Here is a 23,203-nt window from a genome sequence, read left to right as displayed (position 1 = left end):
TTTGTTTGAGATAATTATGAATTTGAAATGAATTACCTCGATTAAATTCTTGTTATTTTTGAAAAAAGAAAAATATGCTGATTATAGATTCTCCTTCCGACAATCCTTATTTTAACATCGCTTCCGAGGAATATTTATTGGGTAAATACCCCAAAGAGGATATCTTCTTGCTCTATATAAATGCGCCCTCAATTATAATCGGTAAATTCCAAAATACCCTAGCGGAAATAAATCTTGATTACGTCAATAAGAATAATATCAAAGTTGTCAGGCGGATGTCGGGAGGAGGTGCTGTTTATCATGATGCTGGAAATCTTAATTTTTCCTTTCATACTTTATTGGGAAATTATGATTTTATGGATTTTTCAACCTTTACCCAGCCAGTCGTTTCACTATTGAAGAAATTGGATATACCCGCAAAATTAGAAGGAAGAAATGACCTGTTGGTCGACGGGAAAAAATTTAGCGGAAATGCTAAACTGGCCAAAAATGGCAAAATGATTCAACATGGGACGATATTGATCGATTCACAGATGCAAGTGCTAAGTGATGCTTTGAAAGTCAATCCGTTGAAGTTTGTAGATAAAGCTGTAAAATCTAATCGCGCACGCGTAACGAATTTAATTGGATATTTGCCCAGTGGCTTCACAACCGCTCATTTTAAAGAATTGCTCCTTGAGGAAATGAAACTGAAGAACCCCGAAGCTAAAATGAGCACGTTTTCTCCTCTGGATGTTGAAAATATTGAAAAGCTGATCAAAGAAAAGTACGAAACCTGGGATTGGAATTTTGGTTTTTCTCCAAATTACAATTTAAAAAAAGCAATTAAGATTCCTGCGGGATTTATCGAATTACACTTGGATGTACACAAAGGATATATTGAAGGCGCTAAAATTTTTGGAGATTTTTTTGCTTCCAAATCGATCCATGAAATCGAAAGTTTATTGGTTGGAAAAAAGCATGAATTGGAGGAGATTGATCTATTTTTACAATCCGTCGATCTAACGGCTTATTTTGGTCAGGTCGATGCTGCTGAAATTCTTACTTTGTTTAAATAGAAAATGTTGTATTGCCCTATGGGGTATAATAAAAAAGAATATGCCTTGGAATCCGGACAACTATAATCAATTTAAAGATATTCGTTTTAAACCATTTTATGATTTGGCCGAACTTATCGTTGGAGATACCGTACTGCATGCTGTAGATTTGGGCTGCGGTACCGGCGAACAAACAGCAATTCTAAGTAAAAAATTCGCTGAAGCAAATTTTCTTGGGATAGATTCTTCAGCAGAAATGCTTTCTGAAAGCCATCGGCTTGAAACTGAAAGTTTAAAATTTAGACAAAGTTCAGTCGAAAAATTCCTTGCTGAGCCAAGGACCTGGGATCTAATTTTTAGCAATGCCGCCTTACAATGGCTGGAAGATCATCAGGTTCTTTTCCCTCAACTAATTTCCAAGTTAAATGCCGGTGGGCAATTAGCGGTACAGATGCCTTATCAGCCAGAAAATATCTTAAATAAGATTTTATTTGAACTGGGGAACGAGGAATCTTTTCGTAAATATCTAAATGATTGGAATAGGTCATCGGCAGTATTGGATATTGATGCTTATGCACAGCTGCTGTTTGAAAATGGCTTGGATCAATTGGATCTTTCGCTCCGTGTGTATCCTTTGATTGCTACTGATGCCGATACGCTTTACAACTTCATTGCAGGCTCAGCTTTGATTCCCTATATCGAACGATTAGCAGATGATAAGAAGGTACTGTTTATTGATGAGTTCAAAACTCGAATCAATAAACATTTTTCAAAATTTCCGGCTATTTACTCTTTCAAACGCATACTATTATACGGGCGTAAAAAGTAAGCCTATTATAAACTAATCAGATCCGCCCAGTGGGCATGAACAATACGAGCGAGATCCAGCGGATTTAATACCATCTGAAGACCTCTTTTTCCTGCGCTGACTGAAATATGGTTTTCTAGTTGAGCGGCTTCTTCAATGAATGTTGGAAATTGCTTTTTCATTGCAATGGGAGAGCAGCCTCCGCGAATATAGCCCGTGACCGATAAGAGATCTTTCATGGGAAGCATCTCACAATTTTTATTGCCTGAAGCTTTTGCTATTTTTTTTAAATCAAGATGCGCGTTGCCAGGGATGACAGCCACAATATAAGGGTCTTTGTTTCCTTTTAGAACCAAAGTCTTGTATAATGTTTCAAGTGATAAACCTAAGGTTTCGGCAACATGCTCGGCACTGACGTCCTGCTCATCAACTTCGTATTCTCGTAGTTCATAACTTATTCCAGCGGTGTCCAACAGGCGAACGGCATTTGTTTTACTGGACATACACTAGCGCTGTTTTTTCTTGTTGAAATACACCGTGATGTCATCTAAAGAATATGTGTTCAGGCAGTTATTTGCTTTAAGACCACCTTTTTGAGCGACTAACACACCATACTGCATGTCTTGTAGCCCCTCCGTACGATGGGCATCCGGATTCACGGATAGCAGTACTCCTTTTTCTACGGCATAACGGTGCCATCTCCAGTCAAGATCCAGGCGTAAAGGATTGGCATTTATCTCAATCACAACTCCATTTGCAGCACAGGCATTGATGATTTTTTTAAAATCCAATGGATAGCCCGCTCTACTTAACAATAGCCTTCCAGTAGGATGTCCTAATATTGTTGTGTATGGATTTTCGATCGCTTTAATTAGCCTGGCGGTTGCTTTTTCTTCATCCATTTTTAGATTGGAGTGAACGGAAGCAACAACAAAATCGAATTTTGCCAGTATCTCATCAGGGTAGTCTAATGAGCCATCACCTAGAATATCGGATTCAATCCCGCGGAAGATCTTGAATGGCGCCAATTTTTCATTTAATGCAGTAATCTCCTTCCATTGTTCTTCTAATCTTTCGATGGATAATCCGTTAGCGTAAACTGCCGTTTTCGAGTGATCACAGATTCCCAAATATTCGAGTCCTAAAACATCTTTACAATGTAGGGCCATCTGCTCGAGACTATGTACACCGTCGCTATACGTAGAGTGATTATGAAGTGTGCCTCTGAGATCCCTGTATTGGATTAGTTTTGGTAGGCTGTGATTTCGGGCCTGTTCTATTTCATTCAATCCTTCACGGAGTTCGGGTTCGATATAATCCAAACCCAAGTTGCGGTAAATTGCTTCTTCACTGGAAAGTGAAGGGAGGTCTGGAAGTATATTAAATAGGAGATCCAGGTGTGCGTTAGATCCGGTGCTAAGAATCAGGTCACGATAAAAATCATTGATATTGCTACTGAAGACTTTGAAAGTAAATCCCAGATCATCGGTTAATTCTATGGAGTTTTCTGTTTTTTCCACTAAGGTATATGCCCCTAAAAATTTCTCTACGCTATCGATATGCTCAGAAATCAACAGATCTACAGTACTCAAAATTTCGCATTTTCTTCTAAAATCACCTGTGAAAGACAATAGGGAAGCCGGAAAATGCGATTTAAGATCAGTTAAAAAGCGTTCTGCCCACGAAAGTACTTTTGCGTATAAAAACCATCCTTTGTTGGAGATCGAAAACTCAATGGATTTTTTGATGTCTTCTTGGGTTTTAAGTCCAAATCCTTTCGCTTCAACAAGACGGTTTTCGTTACAGGCATAAAGCAGCTCGCCTATACTTTCGATCTCCAGTTCCTTCCAAATAATCTCGATCTTTTTGGGACCTAGTCCCTTAAGGTTTAACATTTCAACAATACCGGATGGCGTATTTTCCATAAGGGTCTGAAGCTCTTTAAAAGTTCCGGTGGCAGCCACTTCCTTTGCTTTTTCAGCGGTGCTTTTTCCTATGCCGGGCTGCGCACTCAATTCTTCGAGACTCGCCTCAACAATACGAAAAGGCAGCTTGTCCAACTTAAACGAGGCACTCGCTATGGATTTTGTTCGAAAAGGATTTTCATTGTGCAATTCCATCAATTGACTGCATAATTTGAAAATTTTGGAAATCGCTTTATTGTCCATCGTGTGCTGAATTGTTAAGCTACAAATATCTTAAATTTTAGATCAAAATAACAATTCAAATGAGGTTATTCTAAGTTTAAATATGTGAAATAGCCATTTTAAATAGCTATTTCTCTGTATTGCCTGAAATTAACAACAAAGTGACAAATGAGTACCTTTTTAGCCATACATTTTGGTTATGTTTGCCGTTTTTGGGCTTAAAAACCGATGTTTTTTTAAGGATCTGAAAAAATACACCTAATAAAATTGGAGAAATATCATGATAGCAGATATTAATGACAAAGAAATCAGTGGGCTTTATAAAACAGGTATTATTCAACAGACTGCTTATTGGTCTGCAGTAAAAAAAATGCAGGGCATACAGTCCAAGGCATTTAACTTTAAGTCGAAACAATCTGATCTCTATGTTGGGGTTGACGACGATACGTACTTTATTGGCGATTTATTGATTATTATACAGGCCATAGATCAAGAGCATAGCATCGCCTATGTACCCTATGGGCCTGAGATTGAACCATCGGACGAAAATCAAGGTTATTTTTTGGAACAGTTATCGGAGAGTTTGCGTACCCATCTGCCGCCAAATTGCATTATGATACGCTACGATCTATCTTGGGAGTCTCATTGGGCTAAAGAGGAGGATTGTTATGACCTTCATGGAAACTGGTTGGGTGTCCCCGAAAAACGTATTCAGGAGATGCGTTTCAACTTTAATACAGAAAACTGGAATTTTCATAAAGCAAATACGGATATACTTCCTTCCAATACTATTTTTATGGACCTTAAAAAGGAAGAGGATATGTTGCTTGGAAATATGAAATCCAAGACGAGATATAATATTAATCTGGCAGAAAGGAAAGGGGTGCGCGTGCGTTCTCTAGGAATGGAAAGTCTAGAAATTTGGTACGAACTTTATAGACAGACGGCACATCGAAATAACTTTTTTTTACATGATATCAATTATTTTAAGATTGTTCTCTCTGCAAGGGCAAATGATACGTTATCGCCCGCTGATGTGTATCTTTTAGTGGCAGAAGTGGATAATCAGCCCTTGGCAGCTATGTTTTTGGTGATTGCCGCAAATCGCGGCACTTACCTTTATGGAGCCTCTGCGTCCTGGAATCGTAATTATATGGCAACATACGCTCTGCAATGGCGTGCAATGCAGCTTGCGAAAGAAAAAGGATGTACAGAATATGATTTCTTTGGCGTCTCTCCACAGGCAGATCTTTCACATCCTATGTATGGGCTTTATCGGTTCAAAACAGGCTTTGGTGGTGAAATCTATCACCGCATGGGCTGTTGGGATTATCCGCTGGACAATAGAAAATATCAATACTATACTTCAATGGAGTTCAAAAACCAAAGTTATCACTTGAGTTAGGGGTTAGAACACTTCTCCTAAGGTAAGTCTCACGCCGCGGTGGTTCTTACTAATTCCATAATCGATGCCGATGTTGGTGCCTGAATTTTTGTTAAACTTAATTCGCGCACCAGCCCCGGTACCGACATTCCAATCTTCAAACATGGCATTCTTTGGCCCGTTTAAAGTGGTAAAATTCATAAACGCTACAAATCCAAATAAGCCATCTCTTGTAATATCACGACGATATTCCGTCTCTAGATAGTAAAGCGATTTACCCCGAAAGCGACTCACAGGAAACCCTCTTCCAGAACTATTATAAGGATCCCAACCTAAATTAGGAAGATCGAGATAAGGAGCTTTGCTGTTAAATACAGTCCAGAAGAAGCTCCTTACCGCAATCATATTTTGTCGATTTCGGTTTTGGGTGAGCCTATGGTATCGTCTGACTTCAAAAAATAATGATTTCCAATTTTGATCACTACCTAAAAATGTCGGATTGACTCGAAACTGCAGGTTGGCATAGTTGCCTGACCAGGTGTTGATCGAATTGGCACGTGTATCGTAAATTAAATTGAAGCTGACTCCTGAAGATGTGGTATTATCTTTCAAATCTGTTCCATAAGCATAAGAAGTGTAGTCTTCGAGTTTGGTATTACTCGTAGATTTAATGTTCATTCGGTAATCCAAGTCATATCCGATACCCAAAAACAGTCCGCCGTGAATTCTTTTTAATGCGTGTTGGTATAGGCGAAAATAGGTGTAATCTAAATTAATCTGTTGGTCGCCTTGGTGCTCTTTACCTATGCCCCAAGTTTCGTGTGGATATTTTAAGAGGCGTATATCTCCGTCGATTACCCAGGAATTCTCTTTTAACCAAATATAGGATCGGATTGGAAGGCCAAATCTTTTGCCAAAATTTGTATATGGAGTAAATGTCATTTTAGACATATAGGTGTTAGAACGATCACCCAGATAAAATCCTGCTGTCGTACTGGTAATTAAAGCATGCCCTCCGCCAGGAACATTTGTCGAAAACGGCAAAAATGAAAAATAGACTTTCTTTCCTGTACTTTTTACCGTTTGCGGCGGCCTGATATTTAATATTTCTTTGCCAATATCAATTAAGTCGCGTTGTTTGCTTGTGTCAGCCAGATGTTTGGTGGTTTCTATTTCATTTGCAGGGCGTTGAGCATATATTAATTTCTCGCTGCACAGCAGTAAAATCAAGAGCAGAGGTAGTCTAAAGTCAAAAAGAAATTGTGTATTGTTGTGTGTCATGAAAGCATGCAATCTAATAGGAAAAAGACAGAATAACAATATTCAAACCAATAATTTATTCATTCTGTCACGTTTTGGTTATATAAAGAACCAGTTAAAAATTTCACTCGCCTACAAAATTAGAGCACTCACCGATTTTAATACAAGGTTAATCTAAATGTAATGATATCAACAGATGAGTTGTCTTAACTTTGAAACAGAAAATAAATAAATAAAAAGCGCGCAACAAATTTATATAGTAAGCGACAATACAATAGGAAAAAAATATACCAATACATTATAAAATTTAAAAAAAATATGAAAACTCTCGTAAAAACATTTGTAGCAGCAGCAATGATTGCAATCTCTACTTGCTCAATGGCTTCTGTTAAACCAGAAGAACGCAATTTAATTACCGCTGATTTGGCCATCGACGAGTACGTTGGTGCAATGACCGAAGGTCAGGTAGCTAATTTGGATAAGCTTTTTACAGCTGATTTTAACCAAAAAATTTGTGGCAAACAAGATTTGCAACATAGTCGTCTTGAGATGATTGAGTTTTTGAAAAAACAAAAAGGTATCAAGATGAACTGCAAAACAACAACCCAGATCGTTGAAGAATTACCTGATTATGCAATCGCGAAAGTTACTATGCAATTTGACGATTTCGCTAAAACGGATTTTATCACGCTTGTTAAAGAAAACGGAGCGTGGAAAATTTCAAAATCTGTAAATTCATACAAATAGTACTGTATCTTAAAACGTGGCATAAAGAACAAAAAAAGGGTACTTGTATCAAGTACCCTTTTCTGTGGAGCATATCAGGATCGAACTGATCACCTCTTCACTGCCAGCGAAGCGCTCTAGCCAAATGAGCTAATGCCCCTGCTTTTATTTCGTGTCGCTAATATAGCATTTTTTTGGATAAACATAGTCCTTTTTTTACTTTTATGCTGTTTTTTTACACTGTTATCCAGTTACGGTTTTTTCGTCACTTAATTGCAGGCGAATAAGCAATTTTAATCTGTCCAGCTAAATACTTTACATATTTTTTTTATCCTATTAAAAATAAGTGAGTTTGATTAATACGGCGTCTCTCTTATCAATCGACTGTTCCAATTTACCTCAGCGAAAAACTGTTGGTAAAGCTCCTCCTATAGACATATTATTTTTTTTCTGTTAGAAGCGCCTCTGTTCGTTTTATCTGACCATTATCTTTCCAAGCATCGTGTCCAGGTATCACCATGTTAATTTGGGGATATTTTGTCAGCAACCTCGCCAAGGACGGTTTCCAGGATTTTACGTCTCCGTCAGCCGTAAACCCTAGATCTTGCGCTTCCGAGCTTTTTATAAAACAGCCGCCGTCAAGGATCTTATATTCGGGAAACCAGATGACAACGTTGTCCATGGAATGTCCAGGACTAAAAAAGTTCAGAACAAAAGATTGACCACCGATTTTGTAGGTTTTATTGAGGTCAACAAGATGGGCGGCTTGTGCTTTGTGATTTGCCTTTAGTAGATCATTAGTCATTTTTGTTGCGTAGGTGGGAATCCCAATGTGATTGTAATAGGCAAAACCACCTGCACGGTCTTCGTGCCAATGTGTTGCATAAACAGCAATGACGGGTAAATTATGTTTCTGTTTGATACTATCCAATAAGGGCTGGTATTGGGTAGAATCCCATGGGGTGTCAAAAAGGATAACACCTTTTTTCGTGATTAGGTACACGGCATTAGCTGCATATTTGGTGCCGTCAAAGGTATTAAAGGTTGTGTAAAGATATAGTTTCGGATTAATTTTCTCTATTAAAAGAGGTTTCTCCTGCGCATGTACTGCTGGAGAAACACATAGAAGACCAGTGCTCAAGCAAAAACTAACAAGGAGGCCACGGATACGAGCTGAAAGAAGTGAAATCATATTTTTTAATGTTATTGCATTAACGTTGTAACGAAATGAATATTGCTTCTTCAACGTTTGATTAGAATATTTTATGTCGATTGCACAAAATCTTCACGATAGGGACTGAACGAATCGATCAGTTCTCCTTCCTCCAGACATTGACATCCATGAATCAGATTTGAATAAATGATACACGAATCTCCTGCCGTCAAGATGCTATCAACACCATCAATATGATAGCTGAATTTTCCAGCACTGACATAAGAAATTTGCGTATGTGGATGTTGATGAAGTGCCCCGATGGCCCCTTTTTCAAATCGAACTTTCATGAGCATGAGCTCCTCATTAAAAACGAGTATCTTGCGCATGACGCCTTCGCCCAAGTCTGTCCATTGCTGTTCGCTGTCGTGTAGGAATATTTCGCTCATCTAATTGCTATTTTTGTGAATGTTTAGATCGTAAATTCTTTGTTTTTCAATTATAGCAAATAAATATGAATTTGTGGTCAGCATATAAATATGCTTTGTAGAATTTGGTCAAAGACGCAAAGAATTAAACCCAAATGATTCAAATAACGGAAAAAACAGTTATTTTGCGCTGGGTCAATATGGATATCCAAGTATGAATTATTTCGACAAACTTATCACTTTATTACGTGAAGAACAACAATTTGATAGATTACAGCATGAGACTTTGTTATTGAAAAGTGGCTTGAATGAACGCCGGATGCAAGGGGTTACTTGGTTTCCGATTCAGCTAATAGATACTGAGCTGGGAAGAGGGGATTACTTGTCTGTTAGTTTAAACAGAACCAATCATTATGATGTCGATCACAAGTTCCGCTTCGGTATGCCAGTTTCCCTATTCTCGAATCACGATCCCGAAAGGGACCGAATAGATGGGATCATATCCTCCGTAAATAGGGACGGGATGCGAATCTCATTCCGTGTGGATGAACTGCCTGAATGGAGCAGGAGAGGGAAGCTTGGTGTTGATTTATTATTTGATGAGTATTCTTATCGGGAGATGTTCAATGCGCTTGAAAAAGGCAAGGAATTGAGTAAAGATACAAAGCAGGGTGGTTTCGTGAGGAAGTTAATAGGAGAAGAATCAATTCCAATGGAATCCAACGAAGAGTTCTTCGTCCACCCCAACTTGAATGTCAGTCAGAATAATGCTGTTCAGCAGATCTTGGAAGCCAATACAGTGGCACTTTTGCATGGCCCACCGGGGACTGGAAAGACAACAACATTGATAAAGGCCGTGAAGGCGTTGTTAAAACAGGAAAGCAAGCAGCTGTTGGTTGTTGCACCTAGCAACACGGCAGTTGATCTGTTGACCGAACGGTTAGATGCGGTTGGAGTGGCGGTAACAAGAATAGGTAACCCTGTAAAAGTTTCCGAGCATCTCCAAGAACTGACACTCGATGCAAAAATTGATCGACATCCTGCAAATAAGGATATTAAAATACTTCAAAAGCAAGTGCGTGCCTATACCGAGATGGCTCAAAAATATAAACGTAGTTTTGGAAAGGCGGAGCGGGAGCAGAGAAAGGCATTGTTTGATGAAGCTCACCGGATCCGGAAGGAGGTCGATCAGATTCAAGATTTTATCAGCGCAGATGTTTTGGACAAATCGCAGGTAATTACTGCAACTTTGGTTGGATCAAATCATGAGGTTATTCGAAATCGTGGCTATGAAACAGTCATTATAGATGAGGCAGCACAAGCACTGGAACCTGCTTGCTGGATCCCGATATTAAAAGCACATCGACTTGTTTTAGCTGGCGATCACAATCAATTGTCGCCCACAGTAAAATCCAGTAAAATAGCTGGTCATGGCCTGAGCCATACATTGTTCGAAAAATTGGTAGACCATAATCCGCAATTAGTTTCTTTGTTGGATATACAGTATCGAATGAACGAACAAATTATGCAATATCCTTCCGTAGCGTTGTATGATGGTTTATTGAAGGCGGATAGTGCAGTCGCACATTGGACGATAGCAGGAGATTCTGAGCCCGTGTTATTTATTGATACAGCGGGAGCGGGATTTGAAGAAACGGAAATCGATGGAGCAATCTTCAATTCCGGGGAAGCCCATTTTCTGACATCTCATCTGAACGGACATATTGGGGCTTGGACAGCTTCCTTGAGCATCGAGGAGAGCCTGACCATTGGCGTGATCGCACCTTATCGGAGACAGGTCTTGTTATTACAGGAAATATTTGAGGGGGAGGGGGGACTGAAACCTTTTGCTGATTTGATTAAAATACAGACCATCGATAGTTTTCAAGGCCAGGAGAAAGATATTATCTATATCAGTTTGACACGAAGCAATGCCGAACAGCAGATTGGCTTTTTGTCTGATGTTCGCCGGATGAATGTGGCAATGACTAGAGCTAAGAAAAAACTCGTTGTAATAGGTGATAGTGCCACAATCGGTTCAAATTCTTTCTATCGTGAATTTATCGCCTATACCGAAGCAATTGGACATTACCATAGTGTATGGGAATGGGATATTTCTGCGATATAATTCCTGAAGCCACTTCCTAGGAAATGGCTTCAGGAATTATATTTCACCGTGATAAAAACGGTTGACTTCGTTAGCACAACGCTTGATTAAGAAGTGAACTTCATCCAATCCGTGTTCTCGTCATAGTTCATCAGTGGTTCGGCATTATTATTATTTGATAATTGGCCTACCAACATATAAATGTCCATGCTAACATGCTGACGTGTTATTTCTGTCATCTTATCATTAAAACCTGCATTGTTAATTTGTAGAACATATTGAAAACAAATGACGCGGGCGATTATCTTTCCAAGGGTAACCAGTTCACGCTGCTTAGGCTGCAGCGGAAAATCAAAATTTAAGATTGATGAGAAAAATGGTGCAGCGAATTCAGTTCCGCTATATTTTTTTAAGAAAGACAATAAGTTGCTTTCTTTGGTTTTACGCATAAGTTTGCCGATCGCTTCAGCCACTTGCGAATAAAGCATCTCATTTGACCCTTCAAAGATTTGGAAAGGTCTACTGTCAACGAGGCCACGGCCTGCAACATGATCCAATCTGTAGCCATTTGCACCTGATAATTGCACACATATTTGCGCGGCTTCGTGCATTAAGTCTGTCACAAACGCTTTCACACTATTGGCATCTACACCATGAGCGGAAAGGTCATTATTGATGGAACTAATCGAGACGCTGTACGAACACATTGCAGAACACAATGTAAATGCAGCCTGTATGCGCGACAACTGAAACTTAACGGAGTCTAATTCATTTAAACTAATACCTGCTACACGGCGTTCTGAACAATGTCCCATTGCTTCGTCCAACATGCGTTTGATAAAGCCCATACCCATTCCAGGGAATTGAAGTCTGCTGCGGTGCAGGGTATCCAACATCAACTTAATACCTGTGCTTTCTGGGTTTAGTTTGTGATCCGTAGGAACATTGATATCAATATTATTAACACCGTAAGGGATTGCATATAGGCCAAGACTATTGTATTTTTTCGTGACCACTATCTTTTGTTCTTCGGAAGCATTCTCGGTTACAAAAAAGTCTATATCCCGCACTAATTCTCCATTTTCATTTTTCTTACGTGCTGTTACGAGCCAGAAATCTGCCGCGCCAGTAAGACCCTGCCAATGTTTTTCCCCCTTTATAAAATACTTATCATCCTTTTGTTCGTAAGATGTTCGCATATTGAGTGCGTCACTGCCGTAAGCTTGTTCGGTAATCATCAGTCCTCCCATGGCTTGATTTTCCAGAAATTGCTGGAATACCTTCTCCTGAAGTAATGTATTGCCATATTTAGAAAAAGGCTCCAAAAATAAAGCAATATTAATTCCGAAGATCAGCGAGAGAGATAGTGACTCATAAGAAGCGGCTGCAAGTACCCCCAAGCATTCTTTGACATGAAGGCCTCGGCCACCGTGGTTTTCGGGGATAGCAACCGATAAGGGTTGCATTTTCATGATCTCAGCTAAAAAATCAGGCGGTAGCCCGCGTGTTAGACTGAGCGAGTTGTAATCATATTCTTTATGGAATAAGCTTGATAGCTTAGTTTTAAAATCCGCAATAAACAAATCGAAATCTTGGGTTATATTGTTGTGTTCTGAAACCTTAAGCATCTTTAAAATATATAATTAAATGATGGAACAATGTAGATCGAAACAGAAAGAAGAAAGGGTGTCTGTTGAACTAAAATTCTCTTTTGCTTCTATCACTTACACAAAATTAACTGCAATCAATTTGATTCGCTTGTGTACTTCAGTATAAAAGATAGGACAAATCGTGCATATTGAAAATCTAAGTTGCTCTGTTTCGATAAGAAGTAGGAGAAACGCCAACGATCTTTTTGAAAAGCCGTGAGAAGTAAGAAGGGTCTGAAAAATCCAATTCATAACAGATATCTGCAATGCTTTTGTTGGATTCAAACAATAGAAATTGACTGTGCATAATCAGCACTTCAAGAATGAGTTCTTTGGAAGATTTTTTGAACACCGAAAATACGCAACGATTAAGATAGTTTGTAGATACCGCGAGCTTGTCAGCGTAAAATGTAATGTTTTTTTGCTTTTTGAAGTTTTTGTGCACAAGCTGTTTGAACATCATCGCAATTTCCTGTCTCCGATTGAGCGCTTGATTGGAGGAAGAGAGTTTGATGATTTTTAAAATTGCCGATTTTAATAGATTTTCAAACAATTCTTTATAGGGTAATTCCGAAAGCAGTTCATTATAAAGCAATCTAAAAAGCTCTTGGAGATCACTGCTGTCTTGGCCCGTTAAGTTAAGCAAGGGCGAGATATTGAAGATATTCAAAATCTCCTGCTCCCGAAAGATGGAGGTCATCGCATTGTCGTTGATTAAAACGCAATGTCCTTTCGCAGATTTATCGACAGATTTTATGGTGGAAATATTTCCGTAATTGCTGATAAGAATCGCCGGAGCCTGAACGACATATTCTTTGGCTCCGATCTGATGTTTAAAATACCCTTCAGTTATATGAACGAGGAGGTTATAACCCAAGAAAATTGGTGGGGTAGGAAATTTAATGTAAGGAGCGATTTCACTAAGCTGAAATATCTTTATCGGCGATTGTTGATAGCGAAGATGCTCCAGACTGCCTGTCATAAAGCGATCTACAAATTCACCTGCATTTACCTGCTTTTCCATTGTCAATTGTTCGTATAAAAATTTAGTGTGCCACAGCTTCTGAGCCTCATTTATTGATCCATTTGTAAATCATGCATCTAAATCATATTCCAAAGTTAGTGGGATAAAATTGGTTTATCAATTTTAACAAATGATTTGTTAAAATAAAGCTTTAAAATATTTAGTGGTCAGTTTTGTTGGTTGTTTCTACTGTTTAAAAAAAGACGGTAATTTGCAATGGAAAATAAAAATTGTTTGTGAATGCTATTTTCCCAAAGGTGAGATTCAGTTTCACGCTGCGATTGCTGATAGTATAGTCTATTGTGGTGCCCGGTAATTTAACGTGTATGCGCTTCACGCCAAGCCCGGTAGTAGTATTTGGGTATACCATCAACCGGGAAGCTGGACAAGTGTACCAATTAGTTTGACCAAAGACTTGTTGTAACCAGGTCGGACACCTATTTGGAGAAGGACTACCAGAAAAAAAATGCTTAGCAATTTCTTTAATAAAAATATTATAAATTATAATTCTATCTTTATGTGATACAAAATTATTGAATTATTAGCTATGGATTTGAGGTATATTCGGAATAACATACATATTAATGAAGAGGATCAACAACGTATCAAAGATTTTCCTGTATTGATCGGGGGATGTGGAATAGGAAGTTATATCGCAGAATGCTTATTACGCATGGGGTTCGAAAATTTGACAATTGCTGATGGAGATGTTGTGGAATTGACAAACCTAAACCGTCAAAATTACACAAACAAAGATATTGGTGCAAAGAAAGCAATAGCCCTGCGGGATCGTTTGCATACAATTAATCCAGAAGCCAATATAATCGTGTTTCCTGAATTTATTAATCAGGGCAACTTGCATGATATCGATCTCAATCATAAGGTTGCGATCAATGCGCTGGATTTTTCTTCTGATATCCCTTTTATTTTTGACCAATATATGGCCAAAAGAAATATACCGGTAGTACATCCTTATAATTTAGGTTGGGCGGGATTTTTAACTGTTCTTCCTCCTGAAGGCCTTAATCTGCAATCGTTGGAAAAGGCACATCAGACTTTTGAATTAAATGTCGGTAAATTTATTGTGGATAGCTTAAAAGCAAAAGATATCGATACGAAATGGTTTGAGGAGTTTTTGGCGGAATATGGTAAAATAGCGTTGACGTCCCCACCGCCGCAGCTAGCACTAGGTTTATACCTATTGTCGGGAATGGTAAGTCACACCGTGTTCAATCTGGCAACAGCAAAGCCCGTAAAATTCTTTCCGGATTCCTATTATCTTTCAATGATGAGCTGAAATTAATATAATTAAAAAAAACATTCTTTCCATTACACTTTTCTGTAGTAAATTTTTTGCTGTAGGAATTTAAACGAAAAATCTTTATTTTTATAATTGCATATCGAATAAAATTTGCATGAACTGGACGCCTGAAAATTATTATTTTACTAAGCTTAATAAAAGCGAACTTCCTGAACTTATTCATTTTTATTTAGTGACAACCCAGGAGCATTACAAACTGGATAGTTATTCCGAAGAGGAATATAAGTTTGATTTTGAGTCATTAATAGGGGAGGATAAGATTTTTTTTGATCGCTCCATTTATTATGTTCTTCGAAGGAAGCTCGATAACAGTATTCATGCATCTATTAGAATTACATTTTGGGATAAGGAAACAAGCTTACCGATTCAGAAATTATTTGATATCCAAACAGAAAGCTTATTAATTCCACATGTAATTAATTTTTGGCATATCGGACGTTTTGTTATCTCTAATAAGATAGTAGGCAATCGAATTAATATCTTAAAAAAGATGCTCTTTGATGCTTTTTACGGGCCACATCGCCTTGGAAGCGGATTAGTCATAGCGGAATGTGACCGGAAAGTTGTGAACACACTTCGGAAACTGGAAATTGAATCTTATCAGCTTGGAGATCCTATTATATACTTATATTCTGAAACTTTACCAATCTATATTAAATCGGAATGGTTGGAAACTTTTATAGAGAAGAATAAGTATTCCCAGCTTAGCTTGGGGAATAATGTGGATATCCAGAAATTTGTTGAGATGTCTAACCAGATGCTGCTATGTTCAAAAAATAGTGAATAACATCAAAAAAGAGATAATTCAATGGCCAATGCTGTGGCTTCTGTTATACTTTTGACTTTTAGTTTTGAAAATATTTGTTTTTTATGAAATTTAACGGTATCAATTGATACATACAGCCGATCTGCTATTTGATCCATCGTAAGCCCTTGTGCCGAAAAGAGAAGAATATCCTTTTCACGAGGCTTCAATTTAATACGAGGAGTCTCTATCCAAACATCTTTATTCAGGTCATATTCAAATTGTTTCCCATCTTCATCAGATTTAAATCTAATATTTCCAGAATTTGCATGCGAGGACATCGAAACCAGGCAGAGCGCGATCCAAGGATTGGAAAACTTATCCAAGAGTAGAGGTTTTAGTTTATGGTTTACTAGAAGGGGTTTATTACCGGGTTGCTTTAAATGGAAATCATAAGATATGGAGAATTTTAAACGATCTTCGACATCTAAATTTCCAAAAAAGTCAAAACCAACATCGTTGATTTTTTTAAGTAAATGCAAATCGCTCTCAGGGACATTATTTACGTAGTGATAATAACCGTCCCGCATTACTTCGGTAGGTGTGCTACCACATAAAAAGATCGGATTATCAGAAACAAATAGAAAGCTCTTCTTCGAATAATCAATTAAATATATACTTTGATAGGTTAATCTGCTTAAGGATCTAGCGAAATTAATAAAGGCTTCGACAATTTCATAATCATCTTTGCTAAAGTCGTCTTTGACTTGTACCGGCTTGAAAAAATCTTCAATCTTAATCTTCATAGTGTAAATTACATAGATGATCCGTAATCGCTTTTGAAATACCACGTAAAATCGATGATGCCTTGGCGTGCAAGTTACAAAAATAAGGACTTAATCTCAATCTATACGCTAGAAATACGCTTTTTTACATCCTATTCTTAATTTGTAACTATCGTTAAAGTAATATCTAAACCTATTTAAAATATTAAATATCCGTCCAGCAATCAAATAAGTTTCTACACAAATGGGTAGAATATTGTTTATAATGATAATACAAAAGATAATACTATTATCTTTAAGGGTTTAAAGCAAATAATTGCATAAATATAACCTATTGGAGCCAAATAGCCAATAGTAATTATTACTTTCCTAAGGTTTTGACAAATTTTTATTCCTGAGATAATAACTTCCAGCGATTTTTTAAATTTGTACGTTTACCTTGACGCATCGTTTTCCGACGCATATTCAGTAGAAAATTTTTTGTTGGCGGAAGTTGCCTGCTCCCACAATCAGGAAAGGTGTTCAATAGGGTTGATATCGAACAAATTATAAATTTTCCCATTTTCTTACCTGTAAATCAAAATCTTTTATTTTCTAGTTTTCGTGTGAATAGGATTCAATTCATTTTTTAGATATATGTGTATACATTTTATTTTAATTCATTTGATATTTGTTTTTTTGTAGTAATATTGTGCTTAATCTTTTGCTTTTAAGTGTTTTGTTAAACAAATAATGTATGTACAATGTGAAGCTTGTTATGAGTTTTTGTGCAGTTTATGAGAAAAGCAACTGATATAATTAAAAATTATAAATCTGATACTTATGAAATCACTTTTCTCACTTTCTTTTGCAACTGGACTGTTATTTATGTGTGGACAGTATGCTTTAGGACAGGGGCATGCAATTTGGCAATTGGGAAATTCGGACGGTTCAAGTGGTGAATTTGCTTTGGCCCCTAATGGATACAAGAAATTTTTAGAACATGATTTTGGTTATGAGGACAATGCGTTTATCATCGGTCAATCTACATTAGCAAAAGATTTACCCTATGTACTGCCTGGTCCAGCCAACGAATGGGGTGGGACTGGAGGAACATCTGGTCTGAGAACACATTTTTTAAATCTACACTATGTGTTAAATGGCAGTTTAGAAGATGGTCAATGCACCCTCCAGGTTAAATTGGCAAATAGTGATTCTCAGCATAGTCCCACACTACAGATCTCAATCAATGGCAAACCTTATATCGTTGAGGTAAAAGAGGGAGCAGGTAACGGTGAACCCCTGAATAATACTTCAAAATCTGGAAATTCGACTATCGATATACCCTTGCCTGCCGATCTCATCAGAAAAGGCGGTAATCAGATTATCCTAACTGTCATAAAGGGCGGTTGGGTTGAGTTTGATTCTTTTAAACTAATCAGTCCACAAGGTATTAAATTGATTGCCAATTGTACAGCGATCGTTCAAAATGTACAGCAATCTGATTTTGAAATTCTGAGTTCGGGAAAACCTGTTCAGCATATGCTGGTCGATCTTTTGACGGTGAAAGATAACGAAAAGCTTAAAATATTTTTGGATGGAAAGAAGATTTATGAGAAATCGCTTGAAAAAGGTGCGGCTAAACTTGAGATACCGATGCCTTATACCACTAAAAATGTCGTGAGTAAGTATGAAATTTATAGTAATGGACAATTAATACAATCGTCAGCAATCGCCCGAGGGCCAAAGAGGTTAGGGGGTGTTTCAGATTATGTGAACACAATGATTGGTTCGGCGCATTCCAGATGGATGATAGCGCCAGGACCATGGATGCCTTTCGGAATGGTGAAGATAAGTCCAGACAACCAAAATATTGGCTGGCAGGCGGGCTATGAACCTTCCATTGAATCTATAGGTACGTTTAGTCATATTCATGAATGGACCATGGCGGGATTGGGAACATTTCCTACTGCAGGTCAATTGAAAACGAAGGTCGGCGATCAGTATAGTTCAGATTCAGGATATCGATCAGCAATAGATAAAACCAGCGAAAAGGCGCCATTGGGGTATTATGCCGTCCATCTTCTTGATCACGATATCGATGTAAAATTAAGCGCGGCAACACGCTCTAGTTTTCAGCAGTATACCTACCATAAGTCTGATACGGGGCGTATTATGATTGATCTTAAGGTAAACGGAGAATACGATTATAAAATTAAAGATCTTTCACTCAAAAAGATTTCTGATTACAAGGTTGTAGGATACAGTAATCAGTTGTCTGAAAACGTTTGGTCTACCGATGCAAAACAGGATTATATCGTGTACTTTGTCATGGAGTTTGATAAACCAATCATCAACTATGGTACATGGCATAATGATCAGGTGATACAACATGCTGATCTGGTTGCTGATAGTGCTCAATTTGCTGGAATGTATCTAGAATTTGATGTTCACAAAGACAAGGCAGTACAGCTGCGCACCGGGATTTCCTATGTGAGCTTAGCCAACGCTGAAGAGAATCTGAAGACCGAATTGGCAGGCCCGTTTGGATGGTCCATTGACCGGATCGTGGCAAATCAGCATAAAGTGTGGGACGAATTGTTAAGTCGGTTGGAAATAAAATCCTCAGACTATCTACAAAAAGAGAAGTTCTACACCAATATGTACCGCACTTTGGCAAGCCGAAACACATTCAGCGATGTCAATGGAGAATGGAGATCTTCAGACGAAGTGATACAAAGGTTGCCACATAAAGGAGATCTCGCTTTAGGTTGTGATGCATTCTGGAATACCTTTTGGAATTTAAATCAATTTTGGAATCTTGTTACACCCGAGTGGTCCAATAAATGGGTCCGGTCGCAGCTTGCAATGTATGACGCAAATGGCTGGTTGGCTAAAGGACCGGCAGGCATGGAGTATATACCCGTAATGGTTGCAGAACATGAAATACCGTTGATTGTCGGGGCCTATCAGATGGGGATTAGAGATTATGACGTTGAAAAAGCATTCGAAGCCGTTAAAAAAATGCAAACAACGAGCCCATTAAAATTTGAAGGCGGTTTTGCGGGTAACAGGGATCTGGATGCTTATTTAAAGTACAAGTATGTTCCTTATGATTTGGGCCGATTTTCAAATTCGATGGAATATAGTTTTGACGACTGGACTGTTGGCCAGTTCGCAAAATCGTTAGGAAAGGAGCAGGAGTCTACGTATTTTAATGACCGTGGAGCCTGGTGGAAAAACGCAATCGATGTCAATAGTGGATATGCCCGGATGAAAGATGCCAAAGGAGAATGGTACAAAGATTTTGATCCTTTCAAGTCTGGTGCCAATCATCATTATGTGGAGGGAAATGCTTGGCAATTGACATTTTTTGTGCCGCAGGATATTCCTGGACTAGCAAAAATGATCGGACAGGATGTAGTCTTAAAACGATTGGAGTGGGGTTTTTCGGAGAGCGAGAAATGGCGCTATAACGGTCCTAATGACCAATATTGGGATTACCCTGTCGTTCAGGGAAACCAGCAGTCGATGCATTTCGCCTATATTTTTAATTGGCTAAATAAACCTTGGTTGACACAGAAATGGAGCCGTTCCATCGGTGCGCGCTATTATGGACAGGGGATTTCAAATGCTTACCTTGGGGATGAAGACCAAGGGCAGATGAGTGCTTGGTATATTATGAACGCGATTGGTTTATTTCAGATCGATGGCGGGACAAGGGTAAAACCTATTTATGAAATAGGAAGTCCACTTTTTGAGGAGATCAAGATTAAATTAGGTGGTCAATATGGAAGGGGTGAACAATTTACGATCAAAGCAAAAAATGCAAGTAAGAAAAATATGTATGTACAACGCGCGACATTAAATGGAGAGCCTTTAAATATCTTTTATTTTGATGCCGATGAACTTTTAAAGGGGGGAGAGCTTGTTTTAGAAATGGGTGCGGTACCCAATAAACGATGGGGATTGTTTCAATAAGTAATTGTCTTTTATTGAGGAGTTCAGGTTGACTTAATTTGAATAAGAGGGGCGAGACATAACCATGATTTGTTAAAGTTTGGTTAAAACTACCGGACTGTTATAACAAACTTCCTTCGGCCAGCGTTATAGAGGTAGTTTCATAATTTAGGTTAATAATTGGTTAGTTAGTAAAAACCTGAAGTTCCCCACTTCAGGTTTTTTTTTTTGATATGGGTTAGAACTGTCTTTCTGTAGTCTTTTTAGTTTTGCTAAATCCTATTAACAAACGTAAAATCCTCGATATAACCGCTGGTAATATTTGTAAATATTTACGATTATCTGTAGTATTGTAGGTACACGCTAAAATGCGCGGCCTATGGTGTTTGCTTGAATACAAGCAATTAACAATGTCGTCTATCGAGATTATATGATCAAATTTATCCGTTTTTTACTTTTAGGATTATTTCTTTTGGAGAATGTTTCTGCCCAAAAGCTTCCTACCGACTATGTCAATCCATTTATCGGTACCAGCAATTATGGAACAACTAATCCGGGAGCTCAGGTTCCTAACGGTTTGATGAATGTTTCCCCTTTTAATGTAATGGGATCATCACTTAACGCATTTGATAAAGATGCAAGATGGTGGTCAACGCCCTATGAACATAGCAACAGCTATTTTACAGGTTTCTCGCATGTCAATTTAAGTGGTGTAGGATGCCCAGACATGGGAAGTTTGTTGTTGATGCCAACCTCAGGAAAACTGGAGGTTGATTATCATCAATATGGCAGTACCTATACGCAAGAGGTCGCCCATCCGGGGTATTATAGCAATGTATTAAAGAAATATGGCATTAAAACGGAAGTTTCAGCCACAGCACGTGTGGGAGTTTCAAAATTCACTTTTCCTAAAGGACAGGCAAATATCTTGCTCAATTTGGGCGAAGGTTTAACAAATGAAACGGGGGCGACAGTTCGTTATGTGAGTGATACTGAAATAGAAGGATCTAAGCTGTTGGGCTCTTTCTGCTACAGTAATAATCAGGCTGTTTACCCAATCTTCTTTGTTATGCGTGTCAATAAAAAGCCCGCAAAAAGAGGTTACTGGAAATTCCAGCGTGTCGGAGAAAAATGGGAAAATGAGTGGAATAAAGATGCTGGAAAATATAAGATTTTTACAGACTATACATATCAGCTTTCTGGTGATGATCTTGGCGCATTCTTTAGTTTTGATGTTCAGGAAAATGAAAGTTTAGAGGTACAGCTTGCCGTGTCGTTTGTGAGCGTCGACAACGCCCGTAAAAATCTAGAAGCCGAGCAGGCCGATTTCGGATTTGAGACAACGCATCAGCAGGCTTCTTTGCAATGGAATAATTCCTTGTCCAAGATACAAGTAGAGGGTGGAACGGAAGATCAGAAAACCGTATTTTATACAGCACTATACCATGCCATGATTCATCCCAATGTTTTACAGGACGTGAATGGCGAGTATCCCGCAATGGAAAGCCGGAAGACTCTTGTCGCAGATCACAATCGTTATACAGTGTTTTCACTGTGGGATACCTATAGAAATGTACAGCCACTTATGTCGTTGGTTTATCCCGATAAGCAGGTGGGTATGATACGTTCCATGATCGATATTTATAAAGAAAACGGCTGGATGCCGAAGTGGGAATTGTATAGCCGAGAAAGCTATACGATGGATGGTGACCCTGCAGTTCCTGTGATTGTTGATGCATGGATGAAAGGTATTCGGGATTTTAATATCAATACAGCTTATGAAGCCTTTTTGAAATCTGCCACTGTAACTGATTCAACAAATAAAATTAGGCCTGACAATGCGGATTATGTGAAGTATGGGTATGTACCGTTGCGCGATTCATTTGATAATTCTGTATCGCATGCGATAGAATATTATGTTGCGGACTGGAATTTAGCTCAGTTGGCTGCCGCTTTGGGGAAAACCAAAGATGCACAGCTTTTTGGTAAGCGGGCGCAGGGGTATAAACATTACTATTCTTCAGAGTATGGGACTTTTAGACCTATCCTTCCTAACGGTAAGTTTTTAAGTCCATTTAATCCATTGATGGGCGCTAATTTTGAACCTAACCATGGTTTCCATGAAGGTAATGCCTGGAATTATAGTTTTGCGATTCCATTTGATATTCCTGGTTTGGTAAAATTGATGGGCGGAAAGCAAAAATTTGTAGCTCGGCTTCAGGCAACGTTTGATAAGGGATATTTTGATGTGACAAACGAACCGGATATGCTGTATCCACATGTGTTTTCAGAAATTAAAGGTGAAGAATGGCGCACCCAAAAGTTGGTGAAAGAAATACTGGAAAAACATTTTACCAATAGCCCCGGCGGTATACCTGGTAATGATGATACGGGGACGATGTCCACATGGGCGCTCATGAACATGATCGGGATTTATCCTTTCTGCCCGGGTAGACCAGATTATACCGTTGTAACCCCGGTATTTGATAAAATAACAATTCAGCTCGATAAAAAATACTATCCAAATGCCGATAAAGTAACCATAAGACGCCAAAAAGAGGGGACTGGTGAATATATCAAAAAGATCGTGATAGACGGAAAACCATTAAATGGATTTAAAATCGCTCACCAAACTTTAGTCAATAGCAGGGATATTCTAATTGTTACTGGAAATAGATAAATAAGCAAAC

The 23,203-nt window shown here is 38.4% G+C and carries 17 protein-coding genes and 1 tRNA gene; 9 read left to right on the top strand and 9 right to left on the bottom strand.

Annotation, left to right across the window (positions count from 1 at the left end):
- Positions 1-74: 74 nt before the first annotated feature.
- Both lplA and QE382_RS17220 read left to right on the top strand, forming a co-directional pair.
- Positions 75-1,058 (top strand): lipoate--protein ligase, encoded by a 984-nt coding sequence (lplA, locus tag QE382_RS17225; protein ID WP_307187010.1) that lies wholly within the window; start codon positions 75-77, stop codon positions 1,056-1,058.
- A gap of 40 nt (positions 1,059-1,098) precedes the next feature.
- Positions 1,099-1,866, top strand: a complete 768-nt coding sequence (locus tag QE382_RS17220) for a methyltransferase domain-containing protein (protein ID WP_307187009.1) — start codon at positions 1,099-1,101, stop codon at positions 1,864-1,866.
- A gap of 5 nt (positions 1,867-1,871) precedes the next feature.
- On the opposite strand, the gene ybaK is transcribed toward QE382_RS17220, so the two are convergent.
- Both ybaK and QE382_RS17210 read right to left on the bottom strand, forming a co-directional pair.
- Positions 1,872-2,348 carry a Cys-tRNA(Pro) deacylase gene (gene ybaK / locus QE382_RS17215; protein WP_307187008.1) on the bottom strand — a complete coding sequence of 159 codons (477 nt, stop codon included), beginning with the start codon at positions 2,346-2,348 and terminating at the stop codon, positions 1,872-1,874.
- A 3-nt stretch (positions 2,349-2,351) separates the two neighbouring features.
- Positions 2,352-4,013: a DNA polymerase/3'-5' exonuclease PolX gene (locus QE382_RS17210; RefSeq protein WP_307187007.1), complete on the bottom strand. Its 1,662-nt coding sequence runs from the start codon at positions 4,011-4,013 to the stop codon at positions 2,352-2,354.
- Positions 4,014-4,272: 259 nt separating this feature from the next.
- Between QE382_RS17210 and QE382_RS17205 the strand changes: the two genes are divergently transcribed.
- Entirely contained in the window at positions 4,273-5,397 is a 1,125-nt protein-coding gene (locus QE382_RS17205; RefSeq protein WP_307187006.1) for a lipid II:glycine glycyltransferase FemX, read from the top strand.
- 3 nt (positions 5,398-5,400) lie between these two features.
- Here QE382_RS17205 and QE382_RS17200 read toward each other — a convergent pair whose 3' ends face one another.
- Entirely contained in the window at positions 5,401-6,657 is a 1,257-nt protein-coding gene (locus QE382_RS17200; protein ID WP_307187005.1) for a BamA/TamA family outer membrane protein, read from the bottom strand.
- A 297-nt stretch (positions 6,658-6,954) separates the two neighbouring features.
- On the opposite strand from QE382_RS17200, the gene QE382_RS17195 reads away from it, so the two are divergent.
- Positions 6,955-7,383, top strand: coding sequence for a nuclear transport factor 2 family protein (locus QE382_RS17195; RefSeq protein ID WP_307187004.1), 429 nt, complete (start codon positions 6,955-6,957; stop codon positions 7,381-7,383).
- Between the two features lie 65 nt (positions 7,384-7,448).
- Here QE382_RS17195 and QE382_RS17190 read toward each other — a convergent pair.
- The 3 genes from QE382_RS17190 to QE382_RS17180 all read right to left on the bottom strand — a co-directional run bounded on the left by QE382_RS17190 (position 7,449) and on the right by QE382_RS17180 (position 8,964).
- Positions 7,449-7,522 (bottom strand) — tRNA-Ala (locus tag QE382_RS17190).
- 279 nt (positions 7,523-7,801) lie between these two features.
- Positions 7,802-8,554, bottom strand: coding sequence for a BlaB/IND/MUS family subclass B1 metallo-beta-lactamase (gene bla / locus QE382_RS17185; RefSeq protein ID WP_307187003.1), 753 nt, complete (start codon positions 8,552-8,554; stop codon positions 7,802-7,804).
- A gap of 71 nt (positions 8,555-8,625) precedes the next feature.
- Positions 8,626-8,964, bottom strand: a complete 339-nt coding sequence (locus QE382_RS17180; RefSeq protein ID WP_307187002.1) for a cupin domain-containing protein — start codon at positions 8,962-8,964, stop codon at positions 8,626-8,628.
- 193 nt (positions 8,965-9,157) lie between these two features.
- Between QE382_RS17180 and QE382_RS17175 the strand changes: the two genes are divergently transcribed.
- A complete protein-coding gene (locus QE382_RS17175; protein WP_307187001.1) occupies positions 9,158-11,071 on the top strand; it encodes an AAA domain-containing protein in 1,914 nt (637 codons plus the stop codon).
- 86 nt (positions 11,072-11,157) lie between these two features.
- Here the strand turns inward: QE382_RS17175 and QE382_RS17170 are convergent, their stop codons facing one another.
- Both QE382_RS17170 and QE382_RS17165 read right to left on the bottom strand, forming a co-directional pair.
- Positions 11,158-12,678: an acyl-CoA dehydrogenase family protein gene (locus QE382_RS17170; protein ID WP_307187000.1), complete on the bottom strand. Its 1,521-nt coding sequence runs from the start codon at positions 12,676-12,678 to the stop codon at positions 11,158-11,160.
- 178 nt (positions 12,679-12,856) lie between these two features.
- Positions 12,857-13,723 (bottom strand): helix-turn-helix domain-containing protein, encoded by an 867-nt coding sequence (locus tag QE382_RS17165; protein WP_307186999.1) that lies wholly within the window; start codon positions 13,721-13,723, stop codon positions 12,857-12,859.
- A 547-nt stretch (positions 13,724-14,270) separates the two neighbouring features.
- Here QE382_RS17165 and QE382_RS17160 point away from each other — a divergent pair.
- Complete coding sequence (locus QE382_RS17160) at positions 14,271-15,020, top strand: HesA/MoeB/ThiF family protein (RefSeq protein WP_307186997.1); 750 nt, start codon at positions 14,271-14,273, stop codon at positions 15,018-15,020.
- Between the two features lie 118 nt (positions 15,021-15,138).
- Positions 15,139-15,831, top strand: a complete 693-nt coding sequence (locus QE382_RS17155; RefSeq protein WP_307186996.1) for a hypothetical protein — start codon at positions 15,139-15,141, stop codon at positions 15,829-15,831.
- A gap of 2 nt (positions 15,832-15,833) precedes the next feature.
- On the opposite strand, the gene QE382_RS17150 is transcribed toward QE382_RS17155, so the two are convergent.
- The gene (locus QE382_RS17150; protein ID WP_307186995.1) at positions 15,834-16,595 is read right to left on the bottom strand and encodes a response regulator transcription factor; all 762 of its coding nucleotides are present in this window, start codon (positions 16,593-16,595) and stop codon (positions 15,834-15,836) included.
- A gap of 801 nt (positions 16,596-17,396) precedes the next feature.
- On the opposite strand from QE382_RS17150, the gene QE382_RS17145 reads away from it, so the two are divergent.
- Complete coding sequence (locus QE382_RS17145) at positions 17,397-20,534, top strand: GH92 family glycosyl hydrolase (RefSeq protein WP_307186993.1); 3,138 nt, start codon at positions 17,397-17,399, stop codon at positions 20,532-20,534.
- Positions 20,535-20,943: 409 nt separating this feature from the next.
- Positions 20,944-23,193: a GH92 family glycosyl hydrolase gene (locus QE382_RS17140; RefSeq protein ID WP_307186991.1), complete on the top strand. Its 2,250-nt coding sequence runs from the start codon at positions 20,944-20,946 to the stop codon at positions 23,191-23,193.
- Positions 23,194-23,203 lie beyond the last annotated feature (10 nt).

This window comes from Sphingobacterium zeae, assembly GCF_030818895.1.
In the GTDB taxonomy this organism is placed as follows: domain Bacteria; phylum Bacteroidota; class Bacteroidia; order Sphingobacteriales; family Sphingobacteriaceae; genus Sphingobacterium; species Sphingobacterium zeae.
This window is presented reverse-complemented; position numbering and strand designations above follow the sequence as displayed.